This is a genomic window from Leptolyngbya sp. KIOST-1 (assembly GCF_000763385.1).
Lineage (GTDB): Bacteria > Cyanobacteriota > Cyanobacteriia > Phormidesmidales > Phormidesmidaceae > Nodosilinea.
In genome coordinates, this window is record NZ_JQFA01000002.1 from 3,331,908 (window position 1) to 3,351,626 (window position 19,719).

The 19,719-nt window shown below is 58.9% G+C and carries 21 protein-coding genes; 10 read left to right on the forward strand and 11 right to left on the reverse strand.

The annotated features are described in order from the left end of the window. Window positions 1–345: 345 nt before the first annotated feature. From NF78_RS14695 to NF78_RS14715, 5 genes are all read left to right on the forward strand, one after another. The gene (locus NF78_RS14695) at window positions 346–582 is read left to right on the forward strand and encodes a hypothetical protein (protein ID WP_035987478.1); all 237 of its coding nucleotides are present in this window, start codon (window positions 346–348) and stop codon (window positions 580–582) included. A gap of 192 nt (window positions 583–774) precedes the next feature. Next, a complete protein-coding gene (locus NF78_RS14700; RefSeq protein ID WP_035987480.1) occupies window positions 775–2,139 on the forward strand; it encodes a GH1 family beta-glucosidase in 1,365 nt (454 codons plus the stop codon). 25 nt (window positions 2,140–2,164) lie between these two features. Then, entirely contained in the window at window positions 2,165–2,416 is a 252-nt protein-coding gene (locus NF78_RS14705) for a hypothetical protein (RefSeq protein WP_156119771.1), read from the forward strand. After that, on the forward strand, window positions 2,413–2,832 hold the full coding sequence (locus tag NF78_RS14710) for a putative toxin-antitoxin system toxin component, PIN family (protein WP_035987485.1): 420 nt from the start codon (window positions 2,413–2,415) through the stop codon (window positions 2,830–2,832). Before NF78_RS14705 ends, NF78_RS14710 begins: the two co-directional genes overlap by 4 nt. 176 nt (window positions 2,833–3,008) lie before the next feature. Then, a complete protein-coding gene (locus NF78_RS14715) occupies window positions 3,009–4,574 on the forward strand; it encodes an endo-1,4-beta-xylanase (protein ID WP_035987487.1) in 1,566 nt (521 codons plus the stop codon). Window positions 4,575–4,596: 22 nt separating this feature from the next. On the opposite strand, the gene NF78_RS14720 is transcribed toward NF78_RS14715, so the two are convergent. The 3 genes from NF78_RS14720 to NF78_RS14730 form a co-directional block, all read right to left on the reverse strand. After that, on the reverse strand, window positions 4,597–5,586 hold the full coding sequence (locus NF78_RS14720) for a glutathione S-transferase family protein (RefSeq protein ID WP_035987489.1): 990 nt from the start codon (window positions 5,584–5,586) through the stop codon (window positions 4,597–4,599). A gap of 99 nt (window positions 5,587–5,685) precedes the next feature. Continuing rightward, window positions 5,686–5,982, reverse strand: coding sequence for a hypothetical protein (locus tag NF78_RS14725; protein ID WP_035987491.1), 297 nt, complete (start codon window positions 5,980–5,982; stop codon window positions 5,686–5,688). A 57-nt stretch (window positions 5,983–6,039) separates the two neighbouring features. Beyond that, window positions 6,040–7,542 (reverse strand): FAD-dependent oxidoreductase, encoded by a 1,503-nt coding sequence (locus NF78_RS14730; RefSeq protein WP_035987493.1) that lies wholly within the window; start codon window positions 7,540–7,542, stop codon window positions 6,040–6,042. Between the two features lie 155 nt (window positions 7,543–7,697). Here NF78_RS14730 and NF78_RS14735 point away from each other — a divergent pair, with 155 nt between their 5' ends. Then, a complete protein-coding gene (locus NF78_RS14735; RefSeq protein WP_225885300.1) occupies window positions 7,698–8,393 on the forward strand; it encodes a TspO/MBR family protein in 696 nt (231 codons plus the stop codon). 94 nt (window positions 8,394–8,487) lie between these two features. Next, on the forward strand, window positions 8,488–9,132 hold the full coding sequence (locus NF78_RS14740) for a Uma2 family endonuclease (RefSeq protein WP_035987498.1): 645 nt from the start codon (window positions 8,488–8,490) through the stop codon (window positions 9,130–9,132). Window positions 9,133–9,305: 173 nt separating this feature from the next. On the opposite strand, the gene NF78_RS14745 is transcribed toward NF78_RS14740, so the two are convergent. The 5 genes from NF78_RS14745 to NF78_RS14760 all read right to left on the reverse strand — a co-directional run bounded on the left by NF78_RS14745 (window position 9,306) and on the right by NF78_RS14760 (window position 13,092). After that, a complete protein-coding gene (locus tag NF78_RS14745; protein ID WP_035987500.1) occupies window positions 9,306–9,587 on the reverse strand; it encodes a hypothetical protein in 282 nt (93 codons plus the stop codon). A gap of 36 nt (window positions 9,588–9,623) precedes the next feature. Beyond that, complete coding sequence (locus tag NF78_RS29525; RefSeq protein ID WP_072016086.1) at window positions 9,624–10,970, reverse strand: pentapeptide repeat-containing protein; 1,347 nt, start codon at window positions 10,968–10,970, stop codon at window positions 9,624–9,626. Between the two features lie 123 nt (window positions 10,971–11,093). Next, the gene (locus NF78_RS14755; protein WP_035987504.1) at window positions 11,094–11,387 is read right to left on the reverse strand and encodes a hypothetical protein; all 294 of its coding nucleotides are present in this window, start codon (window positions 11,385–11,387) and stop codon (window positions 11,094–11,096) included. Continuing rightward, on the reverse strand, window positions 11,335–11,646 hold the full coding sequence (locus NF78_RS33505) for a BrnT family toxin (RefSeq protein ID WP_412768531.1): 312 nt from the start codon (window positions 11,644–11,646) through the stop codon (window positions 11,335–11,337). The genes NF78_RS14755 and NF78_RS33505 overlap by 53 nt, the downstream gene beginning before the upstream one ends. Before the next feature lie 24 nt (window positions 11,647–11,670). Next, window positions 11,671–13,092 carry a mechanosensitive ion channel family protein gene (locus tag NF78_RS14760; RefSeq protein WP_081972633.1) on the reverse strand — a complete coding sequence of 474 codons (1,422 nt, stop codon included), beginning with the start codon at window positions 13,090–13,092 and terminating at the stop codon, window positions 11,671–11,673. A gap of 633 nt (window positions 13,093–13,725) precedes the next feature. Between NF78_RS14760 and NF78_RS14765 the strand changes: the two genes are divergently transcribed. Both NF78_RS14765 and katG read left to right on the forward strand, forming a co-directional pair. Next, window positions 13,726–14,286 carry a peroxiredoxin gene (locus tag NF78_RS14765; protein WP_035987505.1) on the forward strand — a complete coding sequence of 187 codons (561 nt, stop codon included), beginning with the start codon at window positions 13,726–13,728 and terminating at the stop codon, window positions 14,284–14,286. 215 nt (window positions 14,287–14,501) lie between these two features. Beyond that, window positions 14,502–16,697 (forward strand): catalase/peroxidase HPI, encoded by a 2,196-nt coding sequence (gene katG / locus NF78_RS14770; protein ID WP_035987507.1) that lies wholly within the window; start codon window positions 14,502–14,504, stop codon window positions 16,695–16,697. A 170-nt stretch (window positions 16,698–16,867) separates the two neighbouring features. Here katG and NF78_RS14775 read toward each other — a convergent pair whose 3' ends face one another. After that, window positions 16,868–17,407 carry a superoxide dismutase family protein gene (locus NF78_RS14775; RefSeq protein WP_052050497.1) on the reverse strand — a complete coding sequence of 180 codons (540 nt, stop codon included), beginning with the start codon at window positions 17,405–17,407 and terminating at the stop codon, window positions 16,868–16,870. Between the two features lie 135 nt (window positions 17,408–17,542). On the opposite strand from NF78_RS14775, the gene NF78_RS14780 reads away from it, so the two are divergent. Further along, window positions 17,543–18,298, forward strand: coding sequence for an ABC transporter ATP-binding protein (locus tag NF78_RS14780; protein ID WP_052050502.1), 756 nt, complete (start codon window positions 17,543–17,545; stop codon window positions 18,296–18,298). Window positions 18,299–18,307: 9 nt separating this feature from the next. Here NF78_RS14780 and NF78_RS14785 read toward each other — a convergent pair whose 3' ends face one another. Next, window positions 18,308–18,937 (reverse strand): Uma2 family endonuclease, encoded by a 630-nt coding sequence (locus tag NF78_RS14785; protein ID WP_035987509.1) that lies wholly within the window; start codon window positions 18,935–18,937, stop codon window positions 18,308–18,310. 2 nt (window positions 18,938–18,939) lie between these two features. Next, window positions 18,940–19,410, reverse strand: a complete 471-nt coding sequence (locus tag NF78_RS14790; RefSeq protein WP_035987512.1) for a DUF29 domain-containing protein — start codon at window positions 19,408–19,410, stop codon at window positions 18,940–18,942. Window positions 19,411–19,719 lie beyond the last annotated feature (309 nt).

Consider the following 19,719-nt stretch of genomic DNA (forward strand, 5'->3'; position numbering starts at 1 on the left):
CTTTATGGCTACAAGGATGGGAAGACGACGATGATCTATACCCATGTGCTCAACCGTGGAGGGCGGGGTGTCAGGAGTCCGTTAGATATTGGTCAGGCAATACGGTTGAACTTGTAGCCTACTTCTGGCAGATTAAGACTGCGGGGAATGATTCTGGGCGGGGAAAAGAGGAGTTCGCACCTCCTCAAATCCCCTGATCATCCCACCTTAACCGGAGTAAGCTGAGATGACTGGAATCATTGTAGTTCCGTCTCTTGCTTCACCACATTTCTGAGCCCCACGGCCAGAGAAAAAAGAGGGATCTGGATGAGTTCCCCGTTTTCTTTAGCGAAAACGGAGACCCGTATGTTTTTAGAACCCACCCCAGGGGATGACTCCCCTGTACCATTCAACCTACCCGCCTACCGTCAGGAGACCCTGCGGCACATTCTGCTGGGCGACTACGGCGCAGTCACCGACGCCATTGGCCAACTGGTGGCGCTGGGCTACAGCGACAAAGCGGCCTGGTCGGCCCCCATTCCCACCGGGCGCAGCGGCGAGTACATCGCCGTGATGACCCGCCGCCGAGGGGTGCGATTGTAGCAGCCCCGGATGCCCTACCCCGACCCAACCTACTGGGGTAGGGCAGTGCTAACGGCTTGAGTTGAGTGGTCCGGCGACAGGGCTTCATCAAACGATGAGATGCCTGGTGTAGGCTGTCCAGTACGCATCTTCCGCTGGCGTGGAGGTGCGTGCAGCAGACGACACGGGCAGACGACATTGTAGGACGAGGCTATGGTCTACGCATTTCCATCGGGGTTTCAGTGGGGGGTGGCCACCTCCGCCTATCAAATTGAGGGGGCCGCCGACTCGCGCGGCCCCAGTGTGTGGGACACCTTTAGCCAGACGCCGGGGCGGGTGCTGCATGGGGATACGGGGGCCGTTGCCTGCGACCACCTGCACCGCTACCGCGACGACATTGCCCTGATGGCGGACCTGGGGGTGCGCCACTACCGCTTTAGCATTTCCTGGCCCCGCATTTTGCCCCAGGGGCGCGGCGCGGTGAATGAGGCCGGACTGGCCTTCTACAGTGAACTGGTGGATACCCTGCTGGAGTTTGGCATCACCCCCCACGCCACCCTGTTCCACTGGGATAGCCCCCAGGCGCTAGAAGACGAGTACGGCTCCTGGCGCAGTCGGCAGATAGCGCAGGACTTTGCCGACTATGGGGCGGTGGTGGTGAGGGCACTGGGCGATCGCGTCACCCACTGGATGACCCTGAACGAGATTTTTTGCTTTACCCACCTGGGCTACGGCGTTGGCCAGGTGCCCGAAATGGCCCCCGGCACGGTCGTTCAAACCGCCAAAGAGGTCTGGCAGACCTCCCACCACGCCCTGCTGGCCCACGGCCTGGGCTGCCAGGCGATTCGCGCCCACTCGCCTCAGCCCTGCCAGGTGGCCCTGGTGGACAACTACCTGGCCACCGTCCCCCTCACCGATACTCCGGCAGACATTGCCGCTGCCCAGGCTGCTTTCCCGCTGGCGGGCACCAACGGCGGCATCCTCTACCCGGCGCTGACGGGGGAGTACAGCCCCCAACTGTTAGAGGACCTGGGCGATCAGGCCCCGGAGATTCAGCCCGGTGACCTGGAGCTGATCCATCAGCCGCTGGACTCCCTGGGCTTTAATGTCTACACGGGTGTCTACGTACGGGCCGCTGAGACTAACCGGGGCTTTGAAATGCTGCCCTTTCCCCAGGGCTACCCGCGCCTGCACATGCCCTGGCTGCACCTGTTGCCCGACAGCCTCTACTGGGGCGTGCGCCACATCAGCGATACCCTCCAGCGCCCCGAACTGCGGGTCTTTATCACCGAAAACGGCTGCGCTGCCCAGGACGCACTGACCCCCACGGGCGAGGTGCTGGACCTGGACCGGATTCAGTACCTGCAACAGTACCTGCGATCGGCCCACCGGGCGGCGCAGGAGGGTTACCCCCTGGGGGGCTACTTTCTGTGGAGCTTTCTGGACAACTTTGAGTGGGCCTACGGGCGCGATCGCCGCTTCGGCCTCACCTACATCGACTACGCCACCCAGCAGCGCATCCCCAAGGCCAGCTACCACTGGTACGCCCGCTGCATAGCCGAAAATCGGGTGGTGTAGCCTATAGAGAGTGATCAACAAACCCATGGCCACGATCAATACCAAGCTGATTGATTCTCTAGCCCAAGTCATTTTGGCTTTAAGTGCCGAAGAGCAGCGTTTGCTAGGGCGTAAGCTCAGGCATCTAGGTGGCGAGACTCAGCAGCCCAGTCAGTTTGAGCTAGAGCAGTTTTTTCAAACCCTGGGTACACTGCCCCTTGACCCGGAACAGCCCTCCCTTGAGGCTATTAGTGACATCGTCAAAGATGTACGCCGCGATCTCTGGCCAGCGGAATGAGGGTCGTTATTGATGTCAATGTTTGGGTGTCTGGTCTACTGTGGGGTGGCGTACCGGGACGAGTCTTGACCATGGCCTATACTCAGCAAATTACTAGCTGTGTGTCTGAGGAGCTGTTGTTGGAGTTGAAAATTACTCTGGAACGCGAAAAATTTAGCGATCGCTTGCGACTCCGCAATCTCACATCAGCCAAAGCTGTAGCAATCGTCCAAGCAGTCTCCGAAACCGCTGAACTTACGGCAATCAGTGTTCCTGAATTACGCGATCCAGCAGATCTGAAAATTGCGGCGACGGCGATTGCTGCTCGGGCAACTCACCTCATCACGGGCGATCAAGATCTACTTGTACTTAGGGCAATCCAAAACATTTTCATCGTGACACCCAGTCAATTTGTTGATGGGGTGGCACTCTCATAACGCCCTCACGCTAGTGGTAGTCAAAAATTTAACCCCAATAGCTCCTTGTTCTGACCAGCCAAAATAGATGCGGTGCTGCTCATATTGATCACACCGGCCATTGCTACCCAACTCATCAAGTCATAATGACAAAAACAACCGTATCCAAAGTATTTGGCTGATTGAAAAAGCACTCCATGAACCGTCGCTCCCTGCTGCGCTACGCCCCGATCGCAGCCCTGACCGCCGCTAGCCTGGGTAGTACCTCTGGCCCGCTTTTGGCCAGTCCGCCACCCCTGGTACTGCAGGCCTACCTGCCCAACGGTGACCCCCTGCCCCGGTTTGAGCTCAACCGCCTCTACTTCCTCGACCTCAACGACGAACCCATCCCCCACCCCGATCGCACCGTAGAGGCTGGCGTTCTCACCAGCGCACCGCCCCCGGGCCCATTCTCCATTGGTCTGCAACTGCTGGTGGAGGGCTTTGGCGATATTACGCTGTACGCCGACAACCGGGGGCGGGGGTTCACGCCGAGGGATTTTCCCCTGGTGCTGAATGGGGCCTTTGCCCGCGATCGCATTCACCGGGTTACCACCGCCTGCGATCGCTGGCAGCGCCAGGGCTACGGCATACCCCAGCGGGTGCGCGATCGCCTTGAGCGGGCCCGGGTCTACCTGACCCAGGCCGAAGCTGCCCCCGAGCTGCAAGCCCAGATTCCCCTGTGGAACCAATCTCTGGTGGAAAGCCTGTGGGCCGGGGAAGAGGCTGCCCTCAGCCGGGCTGGCCAGCGCATTGCCCGCACTCCACCTCGCCAGGGCTTTCAGCTCGGTTGCAATGCCTTTGGCCACCCCAGCCTGGGGCCCGACTACGATCGCCACTTTGAGGCCCTCTTCACCACTGCCACCGTGCCCTTCTACTGGCGCTACTTCGAGCCCGAGCGGGGCCAGCCCAACTACGCCGAGGTCGATACCCAGGTGGACTGGTTGCAGCGATCGGGTATTCGCCCCAAGGGGCACCCCCTGGTGTGGTTCCACGAGGCCAGCGTGCCCGACTGGGTGCGGCCCCTGCCCTACGCCCAGGTGAAGGCGGCCCTGCGCCAGCGAATTGTAGAAATTACCGGGCGCTATGGCGATCGCCTCCCCGCCTACGACGTCATTAACGAAGCCCACGATGTGCCCTGGGCCAACGAACTGGGCTACGACCAGGACCAGTTCCTCGACCTCACCCGGATGGCCTGCGAGGCCGCCCGCCAGGGCCACCCCACGGTGCAGCGGGTGGTGAATAGCTGCTGTCTGTGGGCCCGCAATGTGGCGATCCACGGCCCGCCCCAGCGCAGCCCGCTGCAATACCTCAAGGCTTGCCTGGCGGCGGGGATTGAGTTTGAGGTGATTGGATTGCAGCTCTACTACCCCGACCAGGATATGTTTGAGTGCGATCGCCTGCTCGATCGCTTTACCGGCCTGGGCAAGCCCGTCCACATTACCGAAATGGGCTGCTCATCGGACACCGGCATCGACGAAAATTCGATTTTGGGCGATGCCCTGGGCCTCTGGCATGCCCCCTGGAGTGAGGCGGTGCAGGCCGACTGGGTGGAGCAGATCTACACCCTGGCCTACAGCAAGCCCGAAATCGAGACCGTCGGCTGGTGGGATTTGTCAGACCAGGCCGTATTCTGGCCCTTTGGCGGCCTGCTGAATCGCCAGAACCAGCCCAAGGCCGCCTACTACCGCCTCCAGGGACTGAAAAAAGCCTGGGGTATTTAGGCATACCCCAGGCGAACCTACCCTAGCGGGCGCTGCCAGCGGTGAGGCTGAAGCGCTGGGCGCGATTGCTCGGCTCGTCAAAGTCAATCACCGGCCCCATTGGCACAATCTGGTGCGGGTTCACGCCGGGGTGGCTCATGTAGTAGTGGCGCTTGATGTGGTCCATGTTGCAGGTGTTTTTGAAAGCGGGCTGCTGGTACAGATCCCGCAGGTAGCCCCACAGGTTGGGGTAGTCCACAATGCGGCGCAGGTTGCACTTGAAGTGCACGTAGTAGACCGCATCGAAACGATAGAGGGTGGTGAACATGCAGATGTCGGCTTCGGTGAGGCGATCGCCGCACAGGTAGCGCTGCTTGCCCAGCACCTCCTCCCAGTGGTCCAGGGCGTCGAACAGTTCGCTCACCGCTTCTTCGTAGGCCCCCTGTTTGGTGGCAAACCCGGCCCGGTACACACCATTGTTGATCGGCTGATAGATGGCGTCGATGGCCTCGTCAATTTTGGCCTGAAGCGATTTGGGATATAGGTCGACGTCGGTGGTGGCAATGTCGTTCCACTCGGTGTCGAGCATGCGAATGATCTCGCGCGACTCGTTGTTGACGATGGTGCCGGTCTGCTTGTCCCACAGAATCGGCACCGTCACCCGGCCTGAAATGTCGGGCTTGGCCTTGGTGTAGAGGTCTCGCAGGTACTTCGCCCCGTTCACCTGGTCAGGAATCGCGTCGGGATAGTCGCTGAAGAACCAGCCGTCGTCGCCCATGTAGGGGTCCACAACCGAGATCGAAATCGCCTCGGTGAGGCCCTTTAGCTCGCGCATAATCAGCGTGCGGTTGGCCCAGGGGCAGGCCAGGGAGACGTAGAGGTGGTAGCGCCCCGCCTCGGGCTTGAAGTCGCTGCTGCCGTCGACCTTCGTCCATTGGTGAAAGTCGGTTTCGGGCCGCACAAAGCGCCCCTGCTCATCTTCCTGGTCGCGCTTTTGCTGCCACTGGCCGTTGACGAGTAAACCCAGTCCCATGGGATCTCCTTTATGTTTCTTCACATGTTTTCCGCCCAAGCTGTCCTCTGGCTGGGGAATGAATCCCCAGCGGCAGTAGCTTACACGCCGCCGCGATCGCTATTTGCTAAATAGCCGGGTTGCGCCTTCAACTAAAATCTCGGCCTTGTCCAGCAGACTCCCAAAAATAACCACTGTCGCCGCCGCAATGATCCCGGTACGGGAGATGGCCAGGTTATCTTTTGAAAGTTGCAAAAACCGCTCTTCCCATTTGTCGGTGCGCTCGTCCAGACGCTGAATATCGGTGTCGAGCTTTTGCTCCAGGCGCTGAACGCTGCTATCTAGCCGTTGCTCAAGCCGTTCTAGGCGCTCAAGCACCTCGCTTTGAAAGTCTCTGGGTTCTGGCGTTGCGGTCATGGCAGGCTGCGCCCGGCGAGTACTGCCTCAATCATAACGGCGATCGCCCCACCCCCCCTACGGTAGCCAGAACTGAGGCAACCCCTTGAGCCCCTGCCGTACCCAGCGGTTGGCGGCCCGCAGCGCCTGAATATGCGGCTCATCGGGAATCACGGGCAAAATCTCCGCAGGCTGCCCCTGGCCCAGCGCCGCAATCACCCGGTTCGCCGCCTCTAGCCCCGTCACGTAGGCCTTCTCCTGCGACCACGAGCCGTGGCGCGTCACAATCCAGTCGCCCGCCATGAACAGATTGGCGAAGCTGGTGGTGGCGGGCAGCAGGTAGCGGTAGCTGCCGGGGGCAAAGTGCGTCACCCCCTGGGGAATGCGTACTACGGCGTGGTCGATAATCTTGGCCTCGCCAAAGGCGGGAAGGCACCCGGCCAGGTCTTGCTGCACCTGGGCCACTACCTGGTCGTCATCCAGCGGCAATAGCTGGTTGGCGTGGTAGTAGTCGGCCTCGACCACGGTGCCCGGTTCGTCGCGGTACTCGTCGTGGAGGGCATTGAGGTCAAAGAACGTCCAGCCGGTGGTGGGGTGAAAGCCAAAGCAGGCGTTGGAGGGGCGGGGAATGTTGACCTTGCGATCGAGCCAGAGGCGGGCCGCCAGCACATCGATCGCCCCCAGGTTGCGAATATCCCGGAACTCCTGGCGATCGCGCAGCGCCGCCGACTGCTCCACAATTTTCTTCAGCCCGCTGATGCCCACGGCAAACACCACCGCATCGGCCTCAAATACCCCATCACCGCAAACTACCGCCGTCACCCGGTTGTTCTCTACCCGCACATCCGACACCCGGTGGTTGGCGAGAATTGTGCCGCCAACTCGCTCGATCGCCTCCGTCCAGGGCCGAAAGATCTGTGCCCCCACCGTGCCCCGGCACCAGCGCACGTCAAAGTCGGGCTGGTGGGCGAGGATGAAGTAGTAGAGCATGCCCAGTGCCGCCGCCGCTGAGCACTGTTCGCCAGGGGCAAACAGCCCCACCAGCAGCATCGGCTCAAACGACTCGTGGTAGAGCCGCGAAGACACGCCGTACTGGCGAAACAGCTCGCGGGCGGTAATGCGATCGTACTTTTGCCAGGCCTCGTCGGAGTTGTCGAAGTCGATCAGCGCTTGCAGCAGGGGCAGGGCCGAGAGGCGATCGATCAGCGGCAGCCGCTTGAAGTCGGTGTAGAGAAAGGTGCCCAGGGGCGTGGGCAGGTAGGGCTGGGCCTGAAACAGCGGCGACTCCACCTCCAGTCCCTGGGGCGAATACTGGGCCGATCGCGTCCACTCGGTAAAGGGCTGAATGCCGAGATGGTCGGTGAGGGCAAAAATGTTGCGGTAGGGGTACCAAAACCCGTGAATCCCCGCCTCGACGGCGCGGCCCTGGGGCGTTTGCCAGCCCGCTACCAGCCCACCGGGGTAGGCTCCGGCTTCAAGCAGCGTGACGGCGTACCCCTGACGCGCCAGGTGGTAGGCCGAACCCAGTCCCGCCCAGCCTGCGCCAACCACCACCACCCGCTTTTGTGCTGTGTTTTCCATTGTGTTTGCCCCGCCATAGACCTTCTTTACTCTATCGGTACAGCGCCCGGTAGGGTTTAGGATCAGGGGTAGAGGGAAGCCGAGCCATTTTATAAACCACTCCTTTTAGGCAAATGAGCAGTAAGAAATTTGTGAAAAGCGGCGTTCATACAGTGATGGGAGTCAACGAAGCCACCCGCGACACCACCATCCAGACCGATCTGGCCAATCCCCGCTGGGACAAGAAAGCCACGCTGGTCTATCTGGGGGCAACGATCGCCCAGGTGGCGGCCATGACCGCGCTACTGTGGGGTATGGATGGGGCATTTGGGTACTTCAACCTGGGTGCCCTGGCTCCGTGGGCAACGACTGCCATTGCCTGCGCCTTTTTTGCCGCTGTAACGCTGCGATCGCGCCTCTTCTCTCTGCTCGACAACACGCGCAACAGCGGACGCTACAAGTCGCTCCAGCGTCCGGGCTGGGCACCGCCGCCGCTGGCCTTTCCCATTGTGTGGATGAGCATTGCCGTGCTGCGGGTGGTGTCGGCCTACTTGGTGTGGTCGGCAATGGGACAAACGTTTTTGATCTGGCCGCTGATTCTCTACGTGGTGCACCTCAGCCTGGGCGACACCTGGAATACGATTTTTACGGTGGAAGGTCGCCTGGGGGCCGCGGTGCCGATGGTGATTGTGGGGCCGCTGCTTTCGGTGGCGGTGGTTACGCTCGGCTATTTTCAGGTGGTGCCGCTGGCGGGGTGGGTAATTTTGCCGTCGCTGGTGTGGCTTGCGATCGCCACCGCCCTCTGCATCAGCCTCTGGCGCTTGAACGGTCAAGAGCCGTTGTATCCGGTCATCGCCAAAGCCGAGCCGTAGGGCGAATCCGCACAGCGACGCACCCTCTGACAGTCGCCATAATGGATGTTAGCGATGCCGAGTATCTTGTTTTTCTCTATTGGTAAAAGCATCCATGGTCACCCTTGAGCTACGCCAAATTGAGGTACCCCTGGGCAAGAGCCTGGTGCTGCGCGACGTGAGCTGGGCTGAGTTCGAGGCCATCCTTGCCGAGTTAGGCAACCACCGCAGCACCCGCATCGCCTACGACGACGGATTTTTAGAAATCATGGCCCCCCTGCCAGAGCACGAATACTTTAAACAGACGATTAGCACCGCTATTGAAGATGTGGCCGAGGTACTAGAGCAAGATTATGAGTGCTACGGCTCCACCACTTGGCGACGCGAGGCTCAGCAGGCGGGCATCGAACCTGACAACTGCTTCTACTTTCAAAACGAGGCGCTGGTGCGGGGCAAGCTGGAGTTTGATCTAGACCGCGACCCGCCCCCCGATCTGGCTCTTGAAGTCGATCTCACTAGCAAATCCCTCGATCGCTTCCCGATCTACGCCCGGCTAGGCGTGCCAGAAATTTGGTGCTATGACAGCGGTGTGCTGACGATTTATCTATTGGAGGGCGATCGCTACGCGACATCAGAACAAAGCCGAGTGTTTCCCACGCTGGATATTCGCGCCCTGCCGCAGCTAGTTGAATCGCAGCGATCGGCGGGGCGACTGGCTTTGCGGCGATCGGTTAGAGAGTGGGTAAAAGGCCAATCGTAGGGTGCATTCGCGGCCTAAAAATCCCAGCAGATCGTCAAATAATCCGCTTTGGGGGACGAAATGCACCGATTACGGCATCGGTAGCAATGGTGCATTGCTCTGCGAATGCACCCTACATCACTTAGGTTTTGTAATCAGGCTAATGTGGCCTGTATCCAAGACGATGACTCGGCTCACCAAGTGATTCCTTTCAGCTCTGGGGGGAATAGCTGACGGTCGGAGAGTCGATCTTCATCAAGCGCCTGGAGCAGGTATTGACCCGTTGCTTGCTGGTCTTCAACATCCTCATCAATCCAGGACTGAAGCACATCCGCCGCTTCGGATTGTTTTTGCTCAACGGCAATGGATTTTGCTAATAGGCGCAAGGTCATGGCCTCAACCGAAAGTCCCTGCTGCTGGGCTTCTTGGATAAGGTATTGCTCCAGCTCTGGAGGTAGGTTGAGGGTTAGGGTCATGGGAATTGAAGTGTAGACAATCTAATCCTATCTAAACTACGGATTGCCCTGGATCGCGTCTTTGGACAAACCGATCTTTTCTCCTAGCTCCAGCACGTTTGCGGTGAAGTCGTTGACATCGCCTGCAAAGGTAGCGGCTCCCCCTGCCAGAGTCGCGGCTGCCGTCCCTGCCGCGATCAGTCGTTGAAGGCGTTTGCCAATGCGCTTTGGCTCTTGCTTTTCGGGCTTGCTGAGATCGCCTTCCAGATCGTCTAGCTCCATGAGCACGTCGTCTTTTTGCTCTGGGGGAAAGGTTTGAGCCGAGGCCCGCAGCGCGGCGATGAGCTGGCTGATGGCCTCATTGTTTTGGTTGATGTAGGCGGTCATTTGCCCCTGGTTGGTACCTGCCACATTGCCCACCGGGCCATGGAAGGTTTGAGAAATGGAGTCTTTTTCAGCCATAGTTTGCACGATGTGAAGGAGCGAGGATTGCGTTTGCCGATAGTGAGCTATTTCATCCGATTGTAATCGTAGCTGCTCTTGATACTGGGCTTCGAGGGCTGCGAGTTGGTGGGCGTAGCGCTGCTTTACCTCTGTCTCAATGGCAGCTTTATCGGCCTCGGCCTCGACCTCTAACCGCACGATAAAGGCATCGCCCTTGCGCTCCATGCCTTGAATGGAGATGGCTTCGTTGGGGCGACTGTCCCGCAGGTCTTGAAAGGATTGGAAAAAGGCTTGCCAGTCGATCCCTTCGGTGAAGGTAATGTCGATAGTTTCTAGGGCGCTGGCGATGATCTGAAATCGCTGAGTAAACTCACCTGGGGCAAACGTGCTCTCAGAATCCACAGGAAGGCGGCCTGAGAATTTTTCCTTTCTGTAGTCATAGGTACGAAAAACATAATCGCATTTGATGTCCTTTAGAATGGTTGAGCTACCGATTTGCCAGTCAGCTATGCAGGCTCCTGTGAGTATTGCCTGCGTGAGATTAGCATTGAGTACTTGAGAGCCATATAGGTTTGCGTTGCTTAGGTTAGCAAAGCTGAGGTTAGCGTCAAAGAGGTCAGCATAGCTGAGATCAGCATAGCTGAGGTTTGAGTAGCTGAGGTGGGCGAGGAAGAAGTCAGCACCCGTGAGATCAGCATAGCTGAGGTTTGAGTAGCTGAGGTCGGATTCGCTAAGGTCAGCGCTGTTAACGTCAGTATTTCTGAGGTCGGCGTTGCTAAGGTCTGTACCGATCAATTTGCCGTAACTTAGCGTCGCGTTACTTAGGTTAGCAAAGCTAAGATTTGCTCCGCTAAGATTGGCCTTACTAAGGTCTATCTCAGTTTTAGGATTTCTCTTTCTCCATGCGTTCCAGACCTCACTCCCTTGCTTAAGCAAAGCAACTTGTCCTTCATTTGCCATCGCTGTTGGGCCTGCATCGTCACCTCACCCTAGACTACGCACGATTGCTCATCTGTTCCGTATCGTTTTTGTGGCCGAGGGCTAAATCCTTGCTCGTTTGATCTGAAGTTGTCTTGGGCAACGTCAAGATGCTGAATGCAGGGTGGCTGCTTGCTTTTGGGCTTCGGCATAGATTTTCAGAGCCGCCGTCATGTGTCGTTCTGCACCTTCTCCTTGGGCCTGAAACCAGCCTAAGGTTTCAGCATCCACAGGCACTGCCACCACAGAAACCGTAGACCGAGGCATCCGCAGTGTTGCTTTGGCAAAAAAATCCTCGCCCAGAGGCGGAATATCTGACGTATCGATATCGTCATCCGTCATCGCGTCAATTCTGGCCCAATCGGTTTTGGAGGTAATGTTCGTAGCGCCTTCGTTCATGGGAGAGTGCCTTTCTTAGAGAAATGACGCGAATGGTATTGTCGGCTGGCTCTATGAATACAACAACGATAACGCGACCATCTAGCAGCCCAATGCCAATCCAGCGATCTTCACCGTAATCAGTCGGTTCGTCTGGGTCAACCAGCAGTGGCGCGTTGAAGATGCGATCGGCATCGGCAAAGTCAAAGCCATGCTTGGCGATATTGGCTGCATTTTTTCGCTCATCCCACTCAAACTGTATAGTTAAAACCGCTTGTATGCCTAGAGGAGCTTGGTATGAACATCATCCTCGCTCTTGCTGCTCTCCTCCCTCGGTGACGATCGCGCTAATCGTGTCGATCGCCCCTTGGCGAAAGCTCAGCGTGTAGATCTCGGTAGGCATTTCGATACCCGCCGCTTGTAGCCCCTCTTTAATGGCTTGAGACGCTTCTGAGGTTACCTGCAAAAACGACTGACGGCGAGAATTCACCCAAAACCGCACCTCCAGCTGGACGGTGCTGGGAGCCAGGTCTTGCACCAAAATAAGCGGTGGTGGCTCTGATTCAACCCCTTTAACCGACGTAACCGCCTCAATAATCACCTGGCGAGCGACGTTGATATCGGCATCGTAGTCAATGCCCACAAACACATCGCTGCGGCGTACGGGGGAGTCGGTATTGTTGACCACGCTCTTTTGAAACACCTGCTGGTTGGGGATGTACACCAGCCGCCCGTCGTAGGTACGCATGGTGGTGGCCCGCAGCTGAATCTGCACCACGGTGCCCTCGTAGTTGCCGATCACCACCTGGTCGCTAATGCGAAAGGGGCGGGCCGCCAGCAAAATTACCCCCGAAATGTAGTTGCTGAGCACGTCGCGTAGGCTAAAGCCGATCGCCACACTGGTCAGCCCCAGGGTGCCCAGCAGGGCGGCAAAGTCGAGGCCCAGCACCCCCAGAGCCACAATGCTGCCCACCACCCACACGCCGCCATAGCACAGGCGACCAATCAAAATCTCGGTGCTGCGATCGCCCTCGGTTTGCTCGGCCCACAGCAGGCCCAACCGTCGCACCCCCTTGGCCACGATCCAGGTCAGGCCCACCAGCACGATCGCCCCCAGCAGCGACGGCAGCAGCACAATAGTGTCATCCAGGAGCTGGCGCGTGGTGCTGTCTAGCCGCTGCAAGACATCGATGGCCAGGTTGGGCTGGGCCAGCACCTGGTTGAGGCGATCGGCCCACTGCTGGGCCAGTTCTGCCACGGTGAGGCCAAAATCGTCGGCATCCTGCTGGGTGACGGTCATCAACACCCGGTTATTCACCGTCAGCAGCGCAATTGGGCGATCGTCATCCAGCTGCACGGTGACGGTACCAAGCTCCTGCACCTGGCTCAGCAGTCCGGCAATACGGCGGTTGATGATGGCGGCGCGATCGCTGGCACTCAGCCCCGTCAGACTGCCCACCTGAAACACCGGCTGCCCCCGCACCAGCACATCGGCAAAGAACACCCCATCTTCAGTCGGCCTGGGCACGGTGTTCCCAGGCGGGGCCGATAGCGCTGGGGCTGGGGCTGGGGCTGGTTCTTCGGGGCCAGGTTCAGCCTCCTCCTGGGCCCTAAGCCTGGTACCGGGGGCAAATAGAACCAGAACCAGAATCACGGCGGCCCACGCCCGCCAAATCCGCTGAAAACCGCTGACCTTTCCCTGGTTTAACCCGTCTCGCCACACCATCCCAATAACCCTTGTCTTCCCCCCCTCGCCACCGTAGCCCTTAAGGCCTGCAATCCTCACGACATCGTCGCCCCTAAACTTCTCCTATTCACCGCATAGGTCCTTTGTCTGCCACAACCCCCAATGGGTTGAAAAAGGAACTTTTGTTGACATGAATGACCGCGATACCGTTTTGGTCGCCCTTTGTACCATGCCCTGACTCAGGGCTTTCGGGCTATATCCAGCGGTAGAGAAAATACATTTTTGTAGAGATATTACATGTTGCAAAACACTTTTATCGCAGTTACCCAAGCCGGGCTCGATTGTTTTAAGCTGACAACATGCAAACTCGTAGTGAGTATGACTTAAGCCGGCTTGAGCCCATTATTCAATGTGGTAAATTCGCAAATTTACCGACATAACCCGAATTGGCCTGGCCGCAGTGGCAGTGCCACAGTCAAGTTTGGGCTACAAGTTCGGGCTATGAGTTTTCGTTCTCGGACAACGGTCGTAACGGTTGTTTAAGCAGGGTGATCTGCAACTATTCCAGCAGGTATAAGGGTGGGTCACTGTATTTGGGTAGGTTTTCTACTCATCAATCTCGCAGTTAAGACGGTTTTAGCTAATAGTAAATGCGAGTAAGGAGGTGGGCCAATGTTGCTCAATCGTGAGGGCGATTCTGTTCCTCAGGTGACGTTTAGAATAGTTGCAGAGGTGGGTGAGTATGACCTCTCGACGGCGGATCTCTTTGATCACAAAACTGTAGTGGTGTTTTCGGTGCCAGGAGCGTTTACCTGTCCCCACTCGCCTATTCAATTGTTGGGCTATAACGAATACGCCCAGGTGTTTCGGGACAATGGCGTTGATGACATTCTTTGTATTTCGGTCAATGATCCCTTTTCGCTGGCGGCCTGGGCCCGAGACGAAGGTGCCGACCAGGTCAGCTTTATTCCTGACGTAGCGGGCAGTTTCACCCGCGCGATGGGGATGCTGGTAAACCTGTCTGAGCGAGGCATGGGGTACCGTTCTCGGCGCTATTCCATGCTGGTGAAAGACGGCGTGATTGAAAAAATGTTTGTCGAGCCGGAGGGTTTTGAAGCGATGCCCGTTGTTTCTAACGCCGAAGCTATGTTGAATTATATCAATCCCAAGGCTAGGAAGCCGGAGCGGATTGCCGTGCAAATGCAAATGTGGCGGGCCATGCTTTCCACTTAGCAAAAACCGTCGCGTAGAGAAAAAATTTAACCACAATAGGACCACAAATTATGACGAGTAGCCAAATGAGATGCCCGTTCCCCATGAGTAGCAAGATAATGGACATCTGGCGGGCCCTATCATCTGTTCTGAAGTCAAGCAGCGCAGAAAATGTTGGCACCAGTGCGCCCCAGGCTGCAACTTCTAACGGGGGCAGCAGTGTCAGCAAATGCCCGGTGCTGGCTGGACCTCAAACTCGGATGGGGACAGCCAACCGCGACTGGTGGCCGGATGCGCTAAATCTCAACATGCTCCACCAGCACTCCGCCAAGGCCAACCCCATGGACGAGTCATTTAACTACGCGGAGGCGTTCCAGAGCCTGGATTTGGCCGCCCTGAGGGCAGACATCTATGAGCTGATGACCACCTCCCAGGACTGGTGGCCCGCCGACTACGGCCACTATGGGCCGTTATTCATTCGGATGGCGTGGCACAGTGCGGGCACCTACCGGATTGGCGACGGTCGCGGCGGGGCGGGCTCGGGGAGCCAGCGGTTTGAGCCGCTCAACAGCTGGCCTGACAACGCCAACCTCGACAAGGCGCGCATGTTGCTGTGGCCCGTCAAACAAAAATACGGCAACAAGATCTCCTGGGCCGACCTGATGATCTTTGCGGGCAACTGCGCCCTGGAGTCGATGGGCTTTAAGACCCTCGGGTTTGCGGGCGGGCGTGTGGATGTGTGGGAGCCCGAGGTGGATATCTACTGGGGCAACGAAAAAGAATGGCTCGGCAATCAGCGCTACGAGGGCGATCGCGTGCTGCTGAACCCCCTTGCCGCCGTGCAGATGGGCCTGATCTACGTCAACCCGGAAGGACCAGACGGCGAACCTGACCCCCTGGGCTCAGGGCGCGACATTCGCGAGACCTTTGCTCGAATGGCGATGAACGACGAGGAAACCGTCGCGCTAACGGCGGGTGGACACACCTTTGGCAAGTGCCACGGGGCAGGCGATGCGGCCCACGTGGGGCCTGAGCCGGGGGGCGCCACCATCGTCGATCAGGGCCTGGGCTGGAAGAGCAAATTCAACACCGGGGTTGGCGTCGATGCGATCACCAGCGGCATCGAAGGAGCCTGGACCCCCACCCCCACCCAGTGGGACAACAGCTACCTCGAAACCCTGTTTAAGTACGACTGGGAGCTGACCAAGAGCCCGGCGGGCGCGTGGCAGTGGAAGCCCAAGGGCGACGCCGGGGCTGGCACCGTCCCCGACGCCCACGATCCGTCGAAGCGGCACGCCCCGATGATGACTACGGCGGATATGTCGATGAAGATGGACCCCGTCTACAACAAAATCGCCCAGCGCTACCGCGACAACCCCGACGAGTTCGCCGAGCAGTTTGCCAAGGCCTGGTTTAAGCTCACCCACCGCGACATGGGGCCGCGATCGCGCTACCTTGGCCCCGAGGTTCCCCAGGAAGAGTTCCTGTGGCAAGACCCGATTCCCGCTGTCGATCACGAGCTGATTGACGAGCAGGATATTGCATCTCTGAAGGCCAAGATTCTGGAATCAGGGCTGTCGGTTTCGCAGCTGGTGTCGACCGCCTGGGCCTCGGCCTCCACCTTCCGCTGCTCCGACATGCGCGGTGGCGCGAACGGAGCCCGCATTCGCCTGGAACCGCAGAAAAACTGGGAGGTCAACCAGCCCGATCAGCTGGCCACGGTGCTGCAAACCCTGGAGGGCATTCAGCAGGAGTTCAACAATTCCCAGTCGGGCGGCAAGCGGGTGTCCATGGCCGACCTGATCGTGCTGGGCGGCTGTGCCGGGATTGAGCAGGCGGCGAAGAACGCGGGCCACGATGTGACAGTGCCCTTCACCCCAGGCCGCACCGACGCCACCCAGGACAAAACCGATGTGGAGTCCTTCGCACCCCTGGAGCCCACCGCCGATGGGTTCCGCAACTACACCAGCGGCAGACATACCGAGTCGCTCGAAGAGCTGCTGATCGATCGGGCCCAGCTGCTGTCGCTGTCGGCTCCGCAGATGACGGCACTGGTGGGCGGCCTGCGAGTGCTGGGGGCGAACTTTGGCGGCTACCAGCACGGCGTCTTCACCGATCGCCCCGAAACGCTGACCAACGACTTCTTCGTCAACCTGCTGGATCTGGGCACCACCTGGAAGGCGACCTCTGAGGAGGAGTATGAGTTCGAGGGCAGCGATCGCAAAACCGGCGCCAAAAAATGGACCGCCACCCGCGTGGACCTGATCTTTGGCTCCAACTCCCAGCTCCGCGCCCTGGCGGAAGTCTACGGGGCCTCAGACTCGCAGCCGAAGTTTGTGCGGGACTTTGTCGCCGCCTGGGACAAGGTGATGAACCTCGATCGCTACGACCTCAAGGCCGTCCAGGCGACCAGCGCTGCCAGGAGCTTCTAGAACGTTAGACGTGTGCCTGAGAAAGACGTGTGCCTGAGAAGCGCAGCCTCAGCCCGTGATTAGGGCTGAGGCTGCGTGCATTTGTGGGAAAAGGACATGTTCGGCGTAAGGGCATTGCAGTACAATGCCCCTACCAACTGACTGCTGCACTATCCAAATCTATTCATCAATTACTGGATTACCGCACAGGCAATCCGCCCGCCGGAGCCGCCAATGGGCTGCGAATAGTGGTCGTCTTTGTCGGTGTGGATGATCAGGGCGGTGCCATCGTCATCGAGCAGTTTGGCCGCTCCGGCATCGAGTGCCACCAGGTCGCTGTATAGCTCCACCTCCACCGTGCCATCGGCGGCCACCACCAGGTTGGGCAGGTTGCCCTCATGGGGACCGTCGGGGTTGCGAAACCCGTGGGGCGTATCGAAGGGATTGACGTGGCCCCCCGCCGATTTGAACGCCGCCAGATCCGAGCAGTCGCCCACGGCGTGGAAGTGCATGCCGTGGTAGCCGGGGGGCAGGCCGCGGGCCTTGAGGGTGATCAGCACCCCTTTGTGCCCCTGCTCGACCTCCACGGTGCCGATCGCGTTGCCGCTGTTGTCGATCAGCTCAGTCTGGGTGGTGAGGGCGATCGCGGCGGCAGGGCAGGCCATCAGGGCCAGGCCGATCAGGCAAAGGGCCAGACCAAGGCGCTGGATTGAGTTGAGCAGAGCTGACATGGGGCAATCTCCTGGGGTTTGCGGTTAGATCATAGTCGCGATCGCCCGGGGGTCGGGGTGGCCCTAAAGAAACGTTGAGGTTTGACAAAGCGGCGATCGCGATTGATTAGGCTGGTACAGAGCGTGAGCATCGCCATGACCCGTCAACCCAGCCCCAATTTACCCACCCAGCCGCGCCCCACCGCCCCGCCGGTGATCTTCTCGGCCCGTCAGCTGACCAAGACCTACACCATGGGTGAGGTGCAGGTGCAGGCGCTGCGATCGGTGGATCTGGACCTCTACGAGGGCGAGTTTGTGGTGCTGCTGGGGCCATCGGGCAGCGGCAAATCAACCCTGCTGAATATCCTGGGCGGGCTGGATGTGCCCACCAGCGGCGAGGTATTTTTCAAAGGCCAGAACCTGACGGCGGGGGGCGATCGCACTCTCACCCGCTTCCGCCGCGAGTCCATCGGCTTTATCTTTCAGTTCTACAACCTGATCCCCAGCCTGACGGCGAAGGAAAACGTGGCCCTGGTCACCGACATTGCCCCCCGGCCTATGGCCCCAGCGCAGGCCCTGGAGATGGTGGGATTGGGCGATCGCCTCGACCACTTCCCCTCCCAGCTCTCAGGTGGGCAGCAGCAGCGGGTAGCGATCGCCCGGGCGATCGCCAAGCGACCCGAGGTGCTGTTCTGCGACGAACCCACAGGAGCGCTGGACTTTAGCACCGGCAAGCGGGTGCTGGAGGTGCTGGCCCAGGTGAACCAGGAGCTGGGCACCACGGTGGTGGTGATCACCCACAATGCGGGGATTGGGGCCATGGGCGATCGCGTCATCACCATGCGCGACGGTCAGATCCACACCATCGATACCAACCCCCGCCGCGCCTCCCCCGACGAACTGGAGTGGTAAGGTAATCATCTATAGCTTTTTCCTCAGCCAGGTGCGAAAGGCTTTGACCCAGCTGGTTTCACCCATGGTTTGGCTGGTTTGCAAAAAGTGCAGCAGATCTGCCTGGCTCAGCATGGGTAGAACCTGTGAGGTTTCCTGGGGGCGGTATTCTCCGTTGGTTAGGGCGTAGATAGTCAGGGTTTCTCCGTCAAAGCGCCAGATTTCAGGTACCCCCAGCGCGGCATAGATCGCCATTCGATTTAGGGAACTGCTGGTGTGGTCTACCTCGATGGCCAAATCGGGCGGTGGGTCGATGGTGAGGTCAATGTCATCTTTGCCCCGCACCGCTTGCTCATGCTGGATGTAGTAGCACTGGTCGGCCTCTAGCCCTTTTTGCAAATCCTCCCGATTCCAGGTGGTAGACCCCAAACTGCGGATTTCGGTGTCTGTCTCCTCAGTGATCACTTCCACCAGGCGGCCCATGAGTTTTTTATAGGCTTCGTGGGGTGGCAGCGGCACCCTAATTTCGAGGGTTCCCTGGTCGTAGGTGAGGCGGTTGCCGGGGGCCGCCTCTAAATCGCGAATTAACCCCTGGTAGGTCAGCCAGCTGACGCCATACAAGACCACCTGAGGTTGCCGCGAGGTCACTAGAGTAGTCATGGTCAGTCTCTTGGGTCAGTTAGCCAGAATGTTTGAGTAAGAAGCGCCTCTGGCTCTTGGCTAAAGGGCCATTGGTCGGGGAAACTGACCTGGGGATAGTCGTTGCGCACCTGTTTGAGGGCGCGCTGCCAGACCTCATCAAAGACAGATCCAAAGTAGGCGTGCAGACTAGGGGATTGGCTGAGGATGTCTTGCAGTTGCTCTCGCTGCTCATCAATGGTGTTTTCCCAGCTGCGATAGTATTCGGGACTCGCTATATATATTCGTTTGAGTAGGTGGGCTAAGAGAACTTTGAGCCGATTTTTTAGCTCTCTGCGATCGCGGGCCGCCAAGCTTTCAATCTCCTCAATTAAATGGTCAATATCGAGGCCGTGCAATTCTCCAGCCTTGAGCTTAGCCAGGGTATCGGCATACCACAGGGCTAGGTCGCGATCGTAGAGCGTTGGGGTGGCAGGGGCGATGGGGGGCGTCATGGCGTCGGTGTTTTGTCCACGAGATTTCCATAGGCCTGCTCTTACCGTAGCACCTACAACCCCAGGGTAATCGAGCGTTGAAATCTGCGTCTTGTCGGTTGGGCATTCTGCCTGACCATCTGGGCGGGGACAGCCGAGACGGCTATTCCACAAGCATCCCCCAACCCGTAACCCTGATTTCTGAGCAGGTAACCCTAAGAAAATCATCCTTTTATTGCGATCGCGCTCCCCCGCCCATTCCGCTATCTAGACTGGGAACAAACCCGATCTACGGTACGCTTGCAACCTGTGCCGATGGTTGGAGTGGGC

Excerpts from the sequence above, each read along its gene's own strand:
- NF78_RS14785 (WP_035987509.1), bottom strand. The coding sequence starts at position 18,937 with ATGACTACTCTAGTGACCTCGCGGCAACCTCAGGTGGTCTTGTATGGC.
- NF78_RS14745 (WP_035987500.1), bottom strand. The coding sequence starts at position 9,587 with ATGACCCTAACCCTCAACCTACCTCCAGAGCTGGAGCAATACCTTATC.
- NF78_RS14695 (WP_035987478.1), top strand. The coding sequence starts at position 346 with ATGTTTTTAGAACCCACCCCAGGGGATGACTCCCCTGTACCATTCAAC.
- NF78_RS14780 (WP_052050502.1), top strand. The coding sequence starts at position 17,543 with ATGACCCGTCAACCCAGCCCCAATTTACCCACCCAGCCGCGCCCCACC.
- NF78_RS14790 (WP_035987512.1), bottom strand. The coding sequence starts at position 19,410 with ATGACGCCCCCCATCGCCCCTGCCACCCCAACGCTCTACGATCGCGAC.
- NF78_RS14730 (WP_035987493.1), bottom strand. The coding sequence starts at position 7,542 with ATGGAAAACACAGCACAAAAGCGGGTGGTGGTGGTTGGCGCAGGCTGG.
- NF78_RS14705 (WP_156119771.1), top strand. The coding sequence starts at position 2,165 with ATGGCCACGATCAATACCAAGCTGATTGATTCTCTAGCCCAAGTCATT.
- NF78_RS14765 (WP_035987505.1), top strand. The coding sequence starts at position 13,726 with ATGTTGCTCAATCGTGAGGGCGATTCTGTTCCTCAGGTGACGTTTAGA.
- NF78_RS14725 (WP_035987491.1), bottom strand. The coding sequence starts at position 5,982 with ATGACCGCAACGCCAGAACCCAGAGACTTTCAAAGCGAGGTGCTTGAG.
- NF78_RS14740 (WP_035987498.1), top strand. The coding sequence starts at position 8,488 with ATGGTCACCCTTGAGCTACGCCAAATTGAGGTACCCCTGGGCAAGAGC.
- NF78_RS29525 (WP_072016086.1), bottom strand. The coding sequence starts at position 10,970 with ATGGCAAATGAAGGACAAGTTGCTTTGCTTAAGCAAGGGAGTGAGGTC.
- NF78_RS14755 (WP_035987504.1), bottom strand. The coding sequence starts at position 11,387 with ATGAACGAAGGCGCTACGAACATTACCTCCAAAACCGATTGGGCCAGA.
- NF78_RS14735 (WP_225885300.1), top strand. The coding sequence starts at position 7,698 with ATGGGAGTCAACGAAGCCACCCGCGACACCACCATCCAGACCGATCTG.
- NF78_RS14700 (WP_035987480.1), top strand. The coding sequence starts at position 775 with ATGGTCTACGCATTTCCATCGGGGTTTCAGTGGGGGGTGGCCACCTCC.
- NF78_RS14775 (WP_052050497.1), bottom strand. The coding sequence starts at position 17,407 with ATGTCAGCTCTGCTCAACTCAATCCAGCGCCTTGGTCTGGCCCTTTGC.
- NF78_RS14715 (WP_035987487.1), top strand. The coding sequence starts at position 3,009 with ATGAACCGTCGCTCCCTGCTGCGCTACGCCCCGATCGCAGCCCTGACC.
- NF78_RS14760 (WP_081972633.1), bottom strand. The coding sequence starts at position 13,092 with ATGGTGTGGCGAGACGGGTTAAACCAGGGAAAGGTCAGCGGTTTTCAG.
- NF78_RS14720 (WP_035987489.1), bottom strand. The coding sequence starts at position 5,586 with ATGGGACTGGGTTTACTCGTCAACGGCCAGTGGCAGCAAAAGCGCGAC.
- NF78_RS14710 (WP_035987485.1), top strand. The coding sequence starts at position 2,413 with ATGAGGGTCGTTATTGATGTCAATGTTTGGGTGTCTGGTCTACTGTGG.